Source organism: Curvibacter sp. EU05-FHT14A10, from assembly GCF_058791075.1.
On record NZ_JBYTDE010000001.1, the window covers coordinates 341,556 to 354,615 of the forward strand.

General features: G+C 64.7%; 11 protein-coding genes and 2 riboswitches. Of the genes, 8 read left to right on the forward strand and 3 right to left on the reverse strand.

Translation table 11 applies throughout. The annotated features are described in order from the left end of the window. Positions 1-39: 39 nt before the first annotated feature. The 6 genes from AC3WUT_RS01465 to AC3WUT_RS01490 all read left to right on the forward strand — a co-directional run bounded on the left by AC3WUT_RS01465 (position 40) and on the right by AC3WUT_RS01490 (position 5,796). Entirely contained in the window at positions 40-1,743 is a 1,704-nt protein-coding gene (locus AC3WUT_RS01465; protein ID WP_492345282.1) for a methyl-accepting chemotaxis protein, read from the forward strand. A gap of 48 nt (positions 1,744-1,791) precedes the next feature. After that, positions 1,792-2,649 (forward strand): ion transporter, encoded by an 858-nt coding sequence (locus AC3WUT_RS01470; RefSeq protein ID WP_492345283.1) that lies wholly within the window; start codon positions 1,792-1,794, stop codon positions 2,647-2,649. A gap of 651 nt (positions 2,650-3,300) precedes the next feature. Next, positions 3,301-4,059, forward strand: coding sequence for a 2OG-Fe dioxygenase family protein (locus AC3WUT_RS01475; protein WP_492345284.1), 759 nt, complete (start codon positions 3,301-3,303; stop codon positions 4,057-4,059). Between the two features lie 88 nt (positions 4,060-4,147). Continuing rightward, on the forward strand, positions 4,148-4,585 hold the full coding sequence (locus AC3WUT_RS01480; protein ID WP_492345285.1) for a universal stress protein: 438 nt from the start codon (positions 4,148-4,150) through the stop codon (positions 4,583-4,585). Between the two features lie 156 nt (positions 4,586-4,741). Further along, entirely contained in the window at positions 4,742-5,587 is an 846-nt protein-coding gene (locus AC3WUT_RS01485; RefSeq protein WP_492345286.1) for a DUF2189 domain-containing protein, read from the forward strand. After that, positions 5,584-5,796: a DUF2788 domain-containing protein gene (locus tag AC3WUT_RS01490; RefSeq protein WP_492345594.1), complete on the forward strand. Its 213-nt coding sequence runs from the start codon at positions 5,584-5,586 to the stop codon at positions 5,794-5,796. Before AC3WUT_RS01485 ends, AC3WUT_RS01490 begins: the two co-directional genes overlap by 4 nt. 44 nt (positions 5,797-5,840) lie before the next feature. Here AC3WUT_RS01490 and AC3WUT_RS01495 read toward each other — a convergent pair whose 3' ends face one another. Beyond that, positions 5,841-7,340, reverse strand: coding sequence for a phospholipase D family protein (locus tag AC3WUT_RS01495; protein WP_492345595.1), 1,500 nt, complete (start codon positions 7,338-7,340; stop codon positions 5,841-5,843). Between the two features lie 209 nt (positions 7,341-7,549). Here AC3WUT_RS01495 and AC3WUT_RS01500 point away from each other — a divergent pair, with 209 nt between their 5' ends. Continuing rightward, positions 7,550-8,104, forward strand: a complete 555-nt coding sequence (locus tag AC3WUT_RS01500; protein WP_492345596.1) for a peroxiredoxin — start codon at positions 7,550-7,552, stop codon at positions 8,102-8,104. A gap of 56 nt (positions 8,105-8,160) precedes the next feature. Here AC3WUT_RS01500 and bktB read toward each other — a convergent pair whose 3' ends face one another. After that, positions 8,161-9,345: a beta-ketothiolase BktB gene (gene bktB / locus AC3WUT_RS01505; protein WP_492345287.1), complete on the reverse strand. Its 1,185-nt coding sequence runs from the start codon at positions 9,343-9,345 to the stop codon at positions 8,161-8,163. A gap of 148 nt (positions 9,346-9,493) precedes the next feature. Further along, positions 9,494-9,733: riboswitch (cobalamin riboswitch) on the forward strand. Positions 9,734-9,743: 10 nt separating this feature from the next. Further along, positions 9,744-9,972, forward strand: a riboswitch (cobalamin riboswitch). Positions 9,973-10,191: 219 nt separating this feature from the next. Here bktB and AC3WUT_RS01510 point away from each other — a divergent pair. Continuing rightward, a complete protein-coding gene (locus AC3WUT_RS01510) occupies positions 10,192-12,270 on the forward strand; it encodes a TonB-dependent receptor (protein WP_492345288.1) in 2,079 nt (692 codons plus the stop codon). 9 nt (positions 12,271-12,279) lie between these two features. On the opposite strand, the gene AC3WUT_RS01515 is transcribed toward AC3WUT_RS01510, so the two are convergent. Further along, complete coding sequence (locus tag AC3WUT_RS01515) at positions 12,280-13,038, reverse strand: SDR family NAD(P)-dependent oxidoreductase (protein WP_492345289.1); 759 nt, start codon at positions 13,036-13,038, stop codon at positions 12,280-12,282. Positions 13,039-13,060 lie beyond the last annotated feature (22 nt).

Below are 13,060 nucleotides of genomic sequence, written 5' to 3' on the forward strand. Positions count from 1 at the left end.
CCTTAACATGTGAGTGGACATAATGTAAGGAAATGAAACTTGTCATTTCTGACATTTCTGTTCACCCCACTGAAGCTCATCCGCATGTCAGCCCTGATCCCCTCTGCAGCACCCCAAGTGTCGACACCCGCGTCTCGCGGCGTTGGCCATGACACCGGCTTTTTTGCTTACCACGGCGCCTGGGCGCCGGGGGTGCGCTTGTTTCGCAAGTTGCGATTTGCCTCCAAGGCCCTGATCATCTCGCTGGCCTTTCTGTTGCCGCTGCTGGCTTTGCTGAGTTGGCAACTGGATGACCACGCCGAGAAGGCGATGGAGGCTCGCAAGACTGCCACCCGCCAGCACGTCGAGATCGCCTACGGCCTGCTGGAATGGGCCCATGAGCAGGAGACATCGGGCAAGCTGAGTTCAACCCAGGCACAGGACATGGCCAAGGAGGCCATCAGCCGCCTGCGTTACGACAAGCAGGAGTATTTCTGGATCAACGATCTGCAGCCACGGGTGGTGATGCACCCGTTCAAGCCTGAGCTCAATGGCCAGGACGTGTCGGGCCTCAAAGACCCCAATGGACTGGCCTTGTTCAGTGCATTTGCCGACATGGCCAAACGCCATGGCGAGGGCTTTGTGGATTACCAGTGGCCCAAGCCCGGGCACGACAAGCCCGTGGACAAGGTCAGTTTCGTCAAGGGCTTTGCCCCTTGGGGCTGGGTGATCGGCTCAGGCATCTATGTCGATGACCTGCGGGCCGACGTGCAGCGCACGGTGATGTACAGCGTGGCCATCGTGCTGGCTGCGGTGCTGGTGGCGGGGTATCTGTTCCTGAGCTTTTACCGTGTGATGGACGGCGGTCTGAAGGAGACCCGCCGCCATCTGCGCGCCATGACCGATGGCGATCTCACCACCTCACCGTCCCCCTGGGGGCGTGACGAGGCGGCCCAGCTCATGCTCGAGTTGCGCAACATGCAGGCTTCGATGCGGGACATGGTGGCCTTGGTGCGGCAGTCGAGCGACCAGATTGTTCATTCGAGCAACGAGGTGGCCCTGGGGTCGATGGACCTGTCATCGCGCACCGAGCAGGCAGCGGCCAGCCTGGAAGAGTCTGCCGCCTCGATGGAGCAGATCTCGGCCACGGTGAAGGTGACTTATGCCAACACCGACGAGGCGACCCGCGTGGCCAATGCCAACGCCGAGTCGGCCATGGAAGGTGGCCAGGTGATGGGCGAGGTGGTGTCCACCATGGACCGCATCCGGGGCTCGTCGGCGCGCATCGCCGAGATCATCGGCACCATCGACGGCATTGCCTTCCAGACCAACATCCTGGCCCTGAATGCCGCCGTGGAGGCTGCGCGTGCCGGTGAACAGGGGCGTGGCTTTGCCGTGGTGGCCGGCGAGGTGCGCATGTTGGCTCAGCGCAGCGCCGAGGCGGCCCGCGAGATCAAGAGCCTGATCAGCACCAGCGTCGAGCAGGTCGAGCAGGGCACGGGCGTGGTCCACCGCGCGGGCAGCGCGATCCAGGGCATTGTCGATTCGGCACGCCGTGTGAACGTGTTGCTGGGCGAGATCTCGGTGGGTGCGCGTGAGCAGGCCCAGGGGGTGGGGCAGGTGGGCCAGGCCTTGCAGGAACTGGATCGCATGACCCAGCAGAACGCGGCCCTGGTCGAGCAGACCGCCGCTGCGGCCAGCGCAATGCGCGACCAGGCCACCCAACTGGCAGGGCAGGTGTCCCGCTTCCGTCTGCCTGCCTGACGCCGAGCGGCGACGAACGGTCGGGCCCGCCCCCTAAACTCTGGGCCCATGTCTTCCTCTCCTCCGGGCGCTGCCCGTTTCGTCCACCTGCCGGCTGATGGCTGGCGTGAGCGCCTTTTTCGCATCGTCTTCGAGGCCGATACCCGAGCCGGCCGGGTCTTTGACTACAGCCTGATCGTCACCATTTTGCTCAGCGTGGCCGTGGTGATGGCTGACAGTGTGGAGGCCTTGCGTGGCCGCTTTGGCCCGACATTCAATCTGCTGGAGTGGTTGTTCACCGCCATCTTCACGGCCGAGTACCTGTTGCGCCTTCTGTGCGTGCGTCATCCCTGGCGCTACGCCCTGAGCTTTTTCGGTCTGGTGGACTTGCTGGCTTTGCTGCCCACCTACCTGGCCTTGTTCGTGCCCGAGCTGCATTTGCTGATCGACGTCCGCGTGCTGCGTCTGTTGCGGGTGTTCCGGGTGTTCAAGCTGGCCGCCTACGTCAACGAGTACCAGATGCTGACCGAGGCCTTGGTGGCCACCCGGCGCAAGATCCTGATCTTCATGTCGGTGGTGCTGATGATCGTGCTGGTGGCCGGCACGGTGATGTACCTGGTGGAGGGGGCCGAGAACGGTTACTCCAGCATTCCCACCTCGATGTACTGGGCCATCACGACCATGACCACGGTCGGGTTTGGCGACATCACGCCCAAGACCGATCTGGGGCGTTTCATCGCCTCGGCCATGATGCTGCTCGGCTGGGGCACCCTGGCCGTGCCCACAGGGATCGTGACCAGCGAAATGGCGCAAAAGCGCCGTCAGGCCGCACCGCTGCCCAGCACCCGCAGCTGTCCGGAATGCCTCAGCGAAGGGCATCTCGCGGCGGCTCGGTATTGCTACCACTGCGGTGCCGCCTTGCCCTGACGCAGGCGTGCCATGGTGACATCTGTCACGGCCTGGCCGGGTTGTGTGGCGGTTTTGTCGTCGAAATGGGTTACAAATATCGTTTTCTGATGACAACTCGCTGCCCGATCGCAGCACGATACCCATGGCCCTGTTTTCTCTGCTTCCCTGGCTGGCCCTCCCGGCTGCACATCGGTCTGCGCTGCCCGGGGTGGCGCCGTGATCGGTCGGTGGCTGTTGCAAGTCGGCCTGGGCTGCGGGGTCGGCGTGCTGGCCTGGGCCGGGCCATTGGGGGGTACCCCCGCTGCGGAGGGCGTTGTCGCTGGAGTTTATGGCCGCGTCAGCGAATGGGGCGAGCAGACACCCCCTGTGCTCAATGATCGACCCGTGCAGGTACGCAAGACACCCGGGCAAGCTGTCGAGCCGATCTATCTGAATGTGCCTCCGGCCGAAAGTCGCCACTGGGCCCAGCATTGCGCCCGTCACAGGGCCTGTGCGACGCCGGTGTATTTTGTCGATGCGCCGCGCTGGGCCCAGGTCCAGGCGGCTCGCACTGAGCCGACGGCGCCGGCGGCCGAGGCCACGGGTCCGAGCTCAGGCGCGGCTGAATAAGAAGAAGTCACGTTGCTTGAGTGGTGGTGTGGGCGCCGGCACGCGGTAAGCTCCAAGGCCATGACCACCCCCACTTTTCCTCCTCCGGCCGTTGAGGCCGATCAAGTGCTGCACCAGCTTCGTGAACGCGGTTATGCGGTGTTGAACGCGGCCACCGTCAGCCAATGGGCCACCTGCGCACTGCCTGACCTGCAGGGGCTGCGGCCGGACTGGGACGGCTTGCCGCCGGACAATTTCCTCAAGGACGGGGGCCGGTATCGGCGGCGCCGCCATTCCTGCTTTGTGGTGCAGGGTGAGCATGTCGAGCAGGTGCCTCACCGATCCCATTGGCAACCGTTGGAGTACAACGCCTTGCATGGCGGCATGGAGCGCTGGTTTGAACCCATGTTGCCTGGCACCGTGGCCCAGCCCGTGTGGGCGCAACTGTTGTGCGCGGTGGCCGGTACCACGGCGGCCCTCAAGCGGCCGGCAGGTGCCCGCCCCGAGCCCTGGTTCATCGAGGCGCACCAGTTCCGCATTGACACCACCGACGGCATCGGCCGTCCCACCCCGGAGGGGGCCCACCGTGATGGCGTGGATCTGGTGGCTGTGTTCCTGATCGAACGCAGCGGCATCAAAGGCGGCGAAACCCGTGTCTTTGAAGCCGACGGCCCCAACGGGCAGCGCTTCACCTTGTCCGAGCCCTGGTCCCTCTTGCTGCTCGACGATGCGCGCGTGATCCACGAGTCCACCCCCATTCAGCCCTTGGCTGAGGGCGCCCACCGCGATACGCTGGTGTTGACCTGCCGCGCTGGCGGGTTCCAGGGATTGCCGGTTTGACACCGTTCTTTTTCCGATTTGATGCGTGTCAATGCGGCTGGCGAACATTCCGGCACACTTCCTGACATCAACCCACAAGGAGTTCTCCATGTTCAAGCACATCCTGATTCCGGTCGACGGTTCTGCCACGGCGACGCTGGCTGTGGACAAGGCGATTGGTCTGGCCAAGGCTTTTGCCAGCGATGTGACCGTCATCTACGTCATCGATCCTTACCCGTTCACCGGCGTCGGCGCTGATTTTGCCTATGGGCAATCGCAGTACCTGAGTGCTGCCACGGCTGAAGCCAATGCCGCGTTGGCCAGCGCGCGTGCTGCCTTCGAGGCCGCGTCTGTGCCGGTGAAGACGACCGTGGTTGAAGGCCATGCCATCCATCGTGGCATCCTGGACACGGCCCAGAGCCTGGGCACCGACCTGATCGTGATGGGCTCGCACGGCCGCCGCGGTATCGAGAAGCTGGTGCTCGGCAGCGTGGCCCAGAAGGTGCTGTCGGATGCCCACCTGCCGGTGCTGGTGGTGCGCGACTGAACACCGCCTGTCTGGCCCTTCGGGGCCTTTGAACCAGGGGCGGGAAATGGCTCTCATGGTTGTCCCTAGGTTGGGGCACCTGGGGGCTGTCTCCGTTGGTCAGGCTTGATAGCATGGTTGCACGATCTGCACTTTGCGCCCCAGGCCCATACCACCATGTCTTCCACCCCGGAAACGCTTCCCCTGGTTCGTACCATCGGCATCATGCAACCCTTGACCTGGCTGGCATTGGCCTGGCGCGACATGGCTCGCGCGGGCTGGATCAGCTTCGCCCATGGCCTGGCGATGACCGTCTTCGGAGGGCTCATCATCGCCGTCGCCGGTAACCGTTTCTGGTTGCTGGCCGGGGCACTGTCGGGTTTTCTGGTGGTGGCACCTGTGTTGGCCACCAGCCTGTATGCGCTGAGCCGGGCCCTGGAGCGCGGTGAACCGGCCTCGATGCAAGTCGTGTTCAAGACCTGGTTCAACTGGCAACACAGTCATTTCAGCAAGTGGACCCATCAATACTGGTGTCTGGTGCAGTTCGGCCTGTTGCTGGCCCTGGCCGCCACCACCTGGGTGCTGACCTCGGCGGCCCTGATCACCTTGCTGGCGCCTGAGCCGGTGCACACGCCGGTCGATTTCCTGCGGGTGGTGGTGGCCGACCCCGAGTCGGGGCTGTTCGAGCTGTGGTTGGCATTGGGCGGCTTTCTGGCAGCGCCCATCTTTGCTTCCAGCGTGGTGTCGATCCCCTTGCTGCTGGACCGCCGTATCACCCTGATGCAGGCGGTGCTCACGAGTTGGCGCACCGTGCTCTACAACCCGATTCCGATGGCTTTCTGGGCGGCCTTGATTGCCGGCTTCACGCTGCTGGGGGTCGGGTCTCTTTTGTTGGGCCTGATTGCGGTCATGCCCATGTTGGGGCACGCCAGCTGGCATGCTTACCGTGACCTGGTGGACGTTTCGACGCTGCCCTCCCGGGATGCAGCGTTGGCCCCCGTTTTTGTTCAGGTCAGACACTGATGTTTGGTTTTTCAGAAGAGCAGATCTCCACCTTCGGCCTCACGTTCGGGGTGGGGGGCTTCATGCTCTACATGTTGTTCATCATTGGCCACCTGGCCTGGGAGTCGAAGGCCGGCAAATTCGGCACCTTTGTGCTGTTTCTGGGGCTGGGCCTCGGCATGGTGGGTTTTGCCGCCAAGTTTGTGATCCAGTGGTACATGACCAAGTAGGCTGAGGCCCTAGCCACGGCCCAGCGCCTGAGTGCGTCCAGGTTTCAAAGCAATTCTTCAGGCACCAGCGGCCCGAGCAGCCAGGCCTTGAGCCGCAGTTTCAAAGAGGCATCGGGCTCGGTGTCCAGCACCATTTCACTGTCGTCCTGAAAGCCCAGCCATTGCAGACCGCGGCCATCCGGGGCCAGGCGCAGTCGGTAGGCGCTTTGAAGCCGGTCGATGTCGATGATGCGGATCAGCTCACGCGCCACCTCAGGGCTGTCGATCACGGCACCGAACTCGGTGTTGATGGTGGCTGAGCGGGGGTCCAGGTTCATCGAGCCGATGAAGGAGGTACGCCGGTCGATGACGAACAGCTTGGCATGCAGTCGCCCCAGGGATTTTCCGAACAGGAAGGGATGCTTGTTGTTGCTGACCTTCGAGGGGCTGAGCTCGTAGAGATCGACCCCCATCTTCAGCATGTCTTCCCGGTAACGGCTGTAGCCGACATGGACAGCAGGTTCGTCGGTCGAACTCAGCGAGTTGGTCAGCACCGTCACCTTGACGCCCTGGTCGCGCAGGGATTTCAAAAACGCCATGCCTTTCGGGCCAGGCACAAAGTAGGGCGACGAGGCGACCACTTCCTTCTTGGCCTTGGCCACGGCTTCCAGAACGTTGTAGGTGACACTGGTTTCCAGAAGCTCGCCACCGGCGACCCCGTCGAAGGGCTTGTCGGGATGGTCGGCAAAAACATAGGCCTGGCCCCAGTTCAGGCCCAGGCGGCCGGCATCCAGGTCATCGGCAATCGGCGCGTAACCCAGCACATCATTGGGTGGCAAGGGGGCCGGTGCCGCAGTGGTGGCTGGACCGGTGGCGGTCTCGAACTGTTGCCGCAGCGCCTCGGGGCTCAAGGGGCTGCTGGCAATGCTGGTCAGGGGGTAGACCGCCAGACTGTTCCAGTAACGGTCGAACAGCGCTTGCATGGCCGGCAGTACTGCCCCGGTCGTGAAGGCATCGACATCGACGAAATTGTCAGTGGCGCCTCTCAGGTAGTACTCATTGGCCACATTGCGTCCACCGATGATGGCCATCGCGCCGTCGGCGATGAACATCTTGTTGTGCATGCGGTGATCGAGCCGACTCCAGTCGCCGGTAGAAGCCAGGAAACGGGTGACTTGCCCTTTCCCTCGGGCACAACAGAAGGGATTGAAAAGCCTCACCTCGACGTTCGGGTAGGCCGTGAGCCCGAGAAACAAAGGGTCGTGTCCCCCGGTGTAGAGATCGTCGATCAGCAGGCGAACCCGCACGCCTCGTTGTGCCGCGTCCCGCAGGGCACGCAGAAAGTAGCGGCCGGTGGCGTCGGCCTCGATGTTGTAGTACTGCACATCAAGTGAAACCTCAGCGCGGCGAGCCAGTTGCAGCCGCGCATCGAGCGAGAAGGTGCCCAGCGGCATGAGTCGGAAGCCCGACTGATCGGGGGCCGGTTGGGATTCCTGCGCGATGCGGCCCAGGGTGCTGGTCGCCGCGGCTGGGATGGCTTCGCTGGCCAGCCGCTCCCGGTCCACTTGTGGCAAGCGGGTGGCGCAGCCCCCAAGGGCCAGCAAGAGGAGGGCGAATGCCCACAACAGCAGTCTTGTCGGCCATCGGGTGACAAGCCACCTCTCCAACCGACCCAAGAGCCTGTGCTGGCGCTCAGGGTATGAGCCAGACACCAGACCCATGTCATGGTGCTCGCTATACTGACATGGGTACAAAGCTGCCATCAGGTAACGCAATGAACGCATGGTCTAGGACGGTTGTCTTTTGCGGGATGAGCCTGTTGTGGGGCTCGGCCCAAGCCGCGCTCGACATTGGGGATGCTGCGCCGGAGTTTACGGCAAAGGTGGCTCTGGCCGGCAATCTGCAGAGCTATTCTCTGCATGATGAATTGAGCCGGGGCCCGGTGGTGCTGTATTTCTTTCCGTCTGCATTTTCCGTGGGCTGCTCGATTGAAGCGCACCAATTTGCCGAGGCGCTGGACGACTACAAAGCCTTGGGTGCTTCGGTAGTGGGGGTGTCCCGCGACGACCTGGAGACCCAGAAGAAATTCTCGGTGCAGGAATGCCGGGGCAAGTTCCCGGTGGCTTCGGACGCCGATCAGTCGATCATGAAGGCCTATGACGCGGTGCTGCATTTCCGGCCCGACTATGCGAACCGGGTGTCCTATGTGATCGCCCCGAATGGCAAGATCATTTACCAGTACACCAGCCTGAACCCGATGAAGCACGTCAGCAACACGCTGACGGCTTTGCGCAACTGGGCCAAGACGGGCATGGTTCAGCAGCCCTGAGGCCCTGGCCTGCCGCTGGGGGCAGACGGCAGGCCAAGCGCCTCAGTTTGGCTCGATCAGAGTCGTTCGAAGATCGCGGCGATGCCCTGGCCGCCGCCGATGCACATGGTCACCAGCGCATAACGGCCCTGGATGCGCTGCAACTCGTACAGGGCTTTCACCGTGATCACGGCACCGGTGGCACCGATCGGGTGGCCCAGCGAAATGCCCGAGCCATTGGGGTTGACCTTGGCCGGATCCAGACCCAGGTCGCGGCTCACGGCGCAGGCCTGGGCAGCAAAGGCCTCATTGGCCTCGATCACATCCAGGTCGTTCACGGTGAGGCCAGCCTTCTTGAGCGCCAACTGGGTGGCCGGCACCGGGCCGATGCCCATGTACTTGGGGTCAACGCCGGCGTGGGCATAGGCCACCAGGCGGGCCAGGGGCTGCAGGCCGCGCGCCTTGGCGGTGCCGGCTTCCATCAGCACCACGGCGGCGGCAGCGTCATTGATGCCCGAGGCGTTGCCGGCCGTGACCGTGCCATTCTCCTTGACGAACACAGGCTTGAGCTTCTCCATGTCGGCCAGCGTGGCGCCGGCCCGGAAATGCTCGTCGGTGTCATAGGCCACCTCACCCTTGCGGCTTTTGAGCATCACCGGGGTGATCTGCTCCTTGAAATAGCCTGCCGCCGTGGCGCGTTCGGCGCGGTTGTGGCTTTCCACGGCCAGGGCATCCTGGTCGGCGCGGGTGATGCCCCACTTGGCGGCAATGTTCTCGGCCGTCACGCCCATGTGAATGGTGTGGAAGGGGTCGTGCAGGGCCCCCACCATCATGTCGATCATCTTGGTATCGCCCATGCGGGCCCCAAAGCGGGTGGCCAGGCTGACATAAGGGGCTCGGCTCATGTTCTCGGCGCCGCCCCCAATGGCGATGTCGGCGTCACCCAGCAAGATGGCCTGGCTGGCCGAGACAATGGCCTGCAAGCCAGAACCGCACAGGCGGTTCACGTTGAAGGCCGGCGTTCCTTCAGCGCAGCCGCCGTCGATCGCGGCCACGCGCGACAGGTACATATCGCGTGGCTCGGTGTTCACCACATGACCAAACACCACGTGGCCCACGTCGGCACCGTCGACCTGCGCACGTTTGAGCGACTCGCGCACCACCTGGGCGCCCAGGGCGGTGGGCGGGATGTCCTTCAGGCTTCCGCCAAAGGTACCAATGGCGGTGCGCACACCGCTGACAACGACGACTTCACGGGACATGTTGACTCCTCGGGTTGAAATTGAATTGAATTCTTAATTACGAATTCAGCCTGCTGATCTTAGCTGCTGCCGAAGGCCACCCGGCCTGGGTGCTGTCACGGGCGCGGCGCGGAGGGGCTTGGCTCGTCAAGGGATTGTTAAGTTGGTTACACTCGCACCCGTTTCAGGTGCCTGCCGTCGCTCTCGACGCGTGGGTTAAACGGGAAGCCGGTGACGTTGACGTGATCAACCATTCCGGCGCAGCCCCCGCTGTAAGAGCCTATTCACGATCTCCCACGGGTCACGCAGCGGTCTTTTCGGGATGGGATGCAAGGCGCGGTGCGCAGTCGATAGCCCGGCTATCGACAAGCGCCGCAACGCCGCAGACCGCCCGAAAAGACCACTGCCCGAAGGGTTGGAGCGAAATCGGGCGATTGGGCGCCCCGACTGCTTGCATGGGCACGAGCCCATGCGGCGCATCCGGGCCACCCACTCATCCCGATTGCGCTCCAACGCGACCTGTGCGAGATCGTGAATAGGCTCTACGCCAGACGACGCCGGACGACGCCACTGTGCATGAACTTGCATGGGAAGGCCCGGGGAAGGATGAAGGCGAGCCAGAAGACCGGCCTGATCCACGCGTGGTGCCAGTCCTCGGGGTGAGGGAAGGGTTCTGTCGGACACCCTTCGGGGCCCTGGGCATGCTTTTGCCTGGGCGCCAGCGCGTGGGTGCCCGTGGGCTTTTCCGGTTCGTCTTGGCGCGGTGCCGCCTCTGCAGTCCCACCGGAGATGCTCTTGTTCTCATGTCTCGGCCCTGTTTTTGCAGGCCACGTTCAACCCGCCTGCCGCCCTTGGCGGTTCGGCCCCTTGCTGGGCTGCCTCGCCACCTTCCCAGTGCTGGCCCAGCCCGCCTTGCCACAACTGGCCGAGATCCGCGTGACGACGGGCGAGGCTCTCGCGGCGGGGGAGTCCGACAGCGCCAGTGAGGGTTACGTCACGGCCACACGCCTGGCCCGGCGCCCTTTGCTTCGCCCGGCGGATCTGATGGAGTCGGTGCCTGGGCTGGTGGTCACCCAGCATTCGGGCGATGGCAAGGCCAACCAGTACTTTCTGCGGGGTTTCAATCTCGACCATGGCAGCGACTTTGCCACCCACCTCATGGGCATGCCGATCAACATGGTGTCGCACGCCCATGGCCAGGGCTACATGGACCTGAACTTCCTGATCCCTGAGCTGGTCAGCAGCCTGCAATACCGCAAGGGCGTGTACCACCTTGAAGACGCCGACTTTGCCGTGGCCGGCAGCGCCCGGATCGACTATGTGCGGCAGTTGCCTGCGCCCTTCATCGAGCTGGGTCTGGGGCCCAGGGGTTACCGGCGCAGCCTCGTGGCAGACAGCCGGGTGATCGATGACAAGCAGCTCCTGATGGCCCTGGAGCTGACGCACAACAATGGCCCCTGGCAGCAGCCCGAGCGCCTGGGCAAGCAGAACGCGGTGCTCAAGCTCTCGTCTGGCACCGTGGCGCGCGGTTATTCGATCAGCGCTCTGCTGTACCAGGCCGACTGGCAGGCCACCGAGCATGTGCCCGAGCGGGCCATCGTGTCGGGCGAAATCGGGCGTTACGGCGTGCTGTCCCCCGGCGACGGCGGGCGCACCCACCGCTACAGCCTGTCGGCCGAATGGGCCGACAGCGGCGCTGCCAGCGCCAGCCGGGCGCAAGCCTATGTGGTCGACTACGGACTGAATCTGTTTTCGGCGCCTTCAGGCTTTGTGAACGGTCTTTCGGGCGACCAGCATGAACAGGCCGACCAGCGTGTTTTGTGGGGCGGCGGGTGGCAGCACAGCTGGTTTCTGGGCGAGGGTGTCGGGTCCACCGAGCTGACGCTGGGTGGCCTGCTGCGGCAGGACCGGATCAGCAACGTGGGCCTGTTCAGCACGGTGAACCGCCAGCGCACCGAGGTGATTCGGCAGGACCGCATCACCGAGACCGCTGTCGGCCTGTCGCTCGAGGCCCGTACCAGCTGGCAGAGCTGGCTGCGCACCAGCCTGGGCCTGCGCCAGGACCACCTGCAGGCCCGGGTCACACCGCTGGCGGGGGCCTTCAATGCCGACAATGGCGGCAACGTGTCGGCACGCCAGCTCAGCCCCCGTCTGGGTCTGGTGCTGGGGCCGTTCCCGGCTTTGGGCGGCACCGAATTCTTTGTCAATGCAGGTCAGGGCTTTCACAGCAACGACGCTCGTGGGGCCACCACCCGCACCAGCCCGCAGGATGGCAGCGGCGCCAGCCCGGTGCCGTTGCTGGTCAAGGCCCGCGGCCATGAAATCGGCCTGCGCACCCAGCCCCTGCCGGGTTGGCAGACCCGCCTCAGCCTCTGGCAGATGCAACTGGCCTCTGAGTTGGTGTTTGTCGGTGACGAGGGCGTCACCGAGCCCCGGGGCGCCTCACGGCGGTGGGGGCTGGAGTGGGCCCAGGACGTGCAACTGGCGCCCGGTCTGGCGTGGGATGGCAACCTGGCCTGGTCACGGGCGCGCTTTGTGCAGGCGGTCAATGGCGGCAGCCACGTGCCCAACGCCGTGCCGCTGACGGCTTCGATGGGCCTGAGCTGGGATCCCGGCGGGCCTTGGTTCGGTGGGCTGCGCCTGCGTTACCTGGGGGCCTATGACCTGGAGGAGACCGGGCAGCAGCAGTCGCGCGGGTACTGGCTGGGCAGCCTGAAGCTGGGCTACCGCTTCCAGGCCGGGTCAAACCGATGGCAGGCCAGCCTGGATGTGCTCAACCTGTTTGACCGGCGTGCCAACGACATCGAGTACTGGGGCGGCGCCTGCACCCAGCGCGAGGCCCTGGGCGGCACCGGCGGCTGCGGCAGCGGCTCGGCCATCGAGGGCCGGCTGATCCATCCCCTGGAGCCGCGCACCCTGCGCGTGGGCCTGCGGCTCAGCTTCTGAGCCGGGCGTTCAGGCGTCGCGCACGTCGGCCACAGGCTGACTGCCGAAGTCGGGCCGTTGCAGGTAGGCCAGCAGGCGGGCGGCGGCCTCCTGGGGCGACGTCAGCTGGCCCTTGTCCTTGAGCGCGGCAAAGTTGCCCTGATCAGGGAAGGCCTCGGCCGGCGCGCTGCGCAGTTGCACCTGCATGTCGGTATCGATCACGCCCGGCGCGAGTGAGCAGACCCGGGCCCCGTTGGGCTTCAGGGCCTCGTCCAGTGCCAGGCAGCGTGTGAAATGGTCCATGCCGGCCTTGGCGGCACAGTAGGGGGCTTGCGAGGCCATGGCCCGCCGACCCAGGCCCGAGGAGATGTTCAGCACCTGGCGTGGCAGCGCCCAGTCGGCGGTGCCATTCAAAAAGGCCGCACACAGCAGCATGGGCGCTTCCAACCCGATGCGCAGTGCCGCCGCCACCAGCGCCGGGTCGCTGTCGGAGAGCGGTGCGATCGGCGGGATCACCCCCGCATTGTTGATCAGCACGGCTCGCTGGTAAGCGGCCGCGTCCTGGGTGCGCAGCCACAGGCCCAGTTCGTGGGCGGCGCCTGTGCTGTCAGCCAGGTCGACCGACCAGCTCAGCAAATGGGCCCCCCGGGCCTCGGCCAGGGCCGGCAGGTCGGGGTGGGGGTTGCGCTGCAGGGTCAGCAAGGTGTTGCCCGCTTGCAGCAGTTGCTCAGCCAAGGCCAAGCCCATGCCGCGCGAGGCGCCGGTGAGGATGTACAAGGAGGTGGTCATGACGCCATGCTAGCGCGATGCG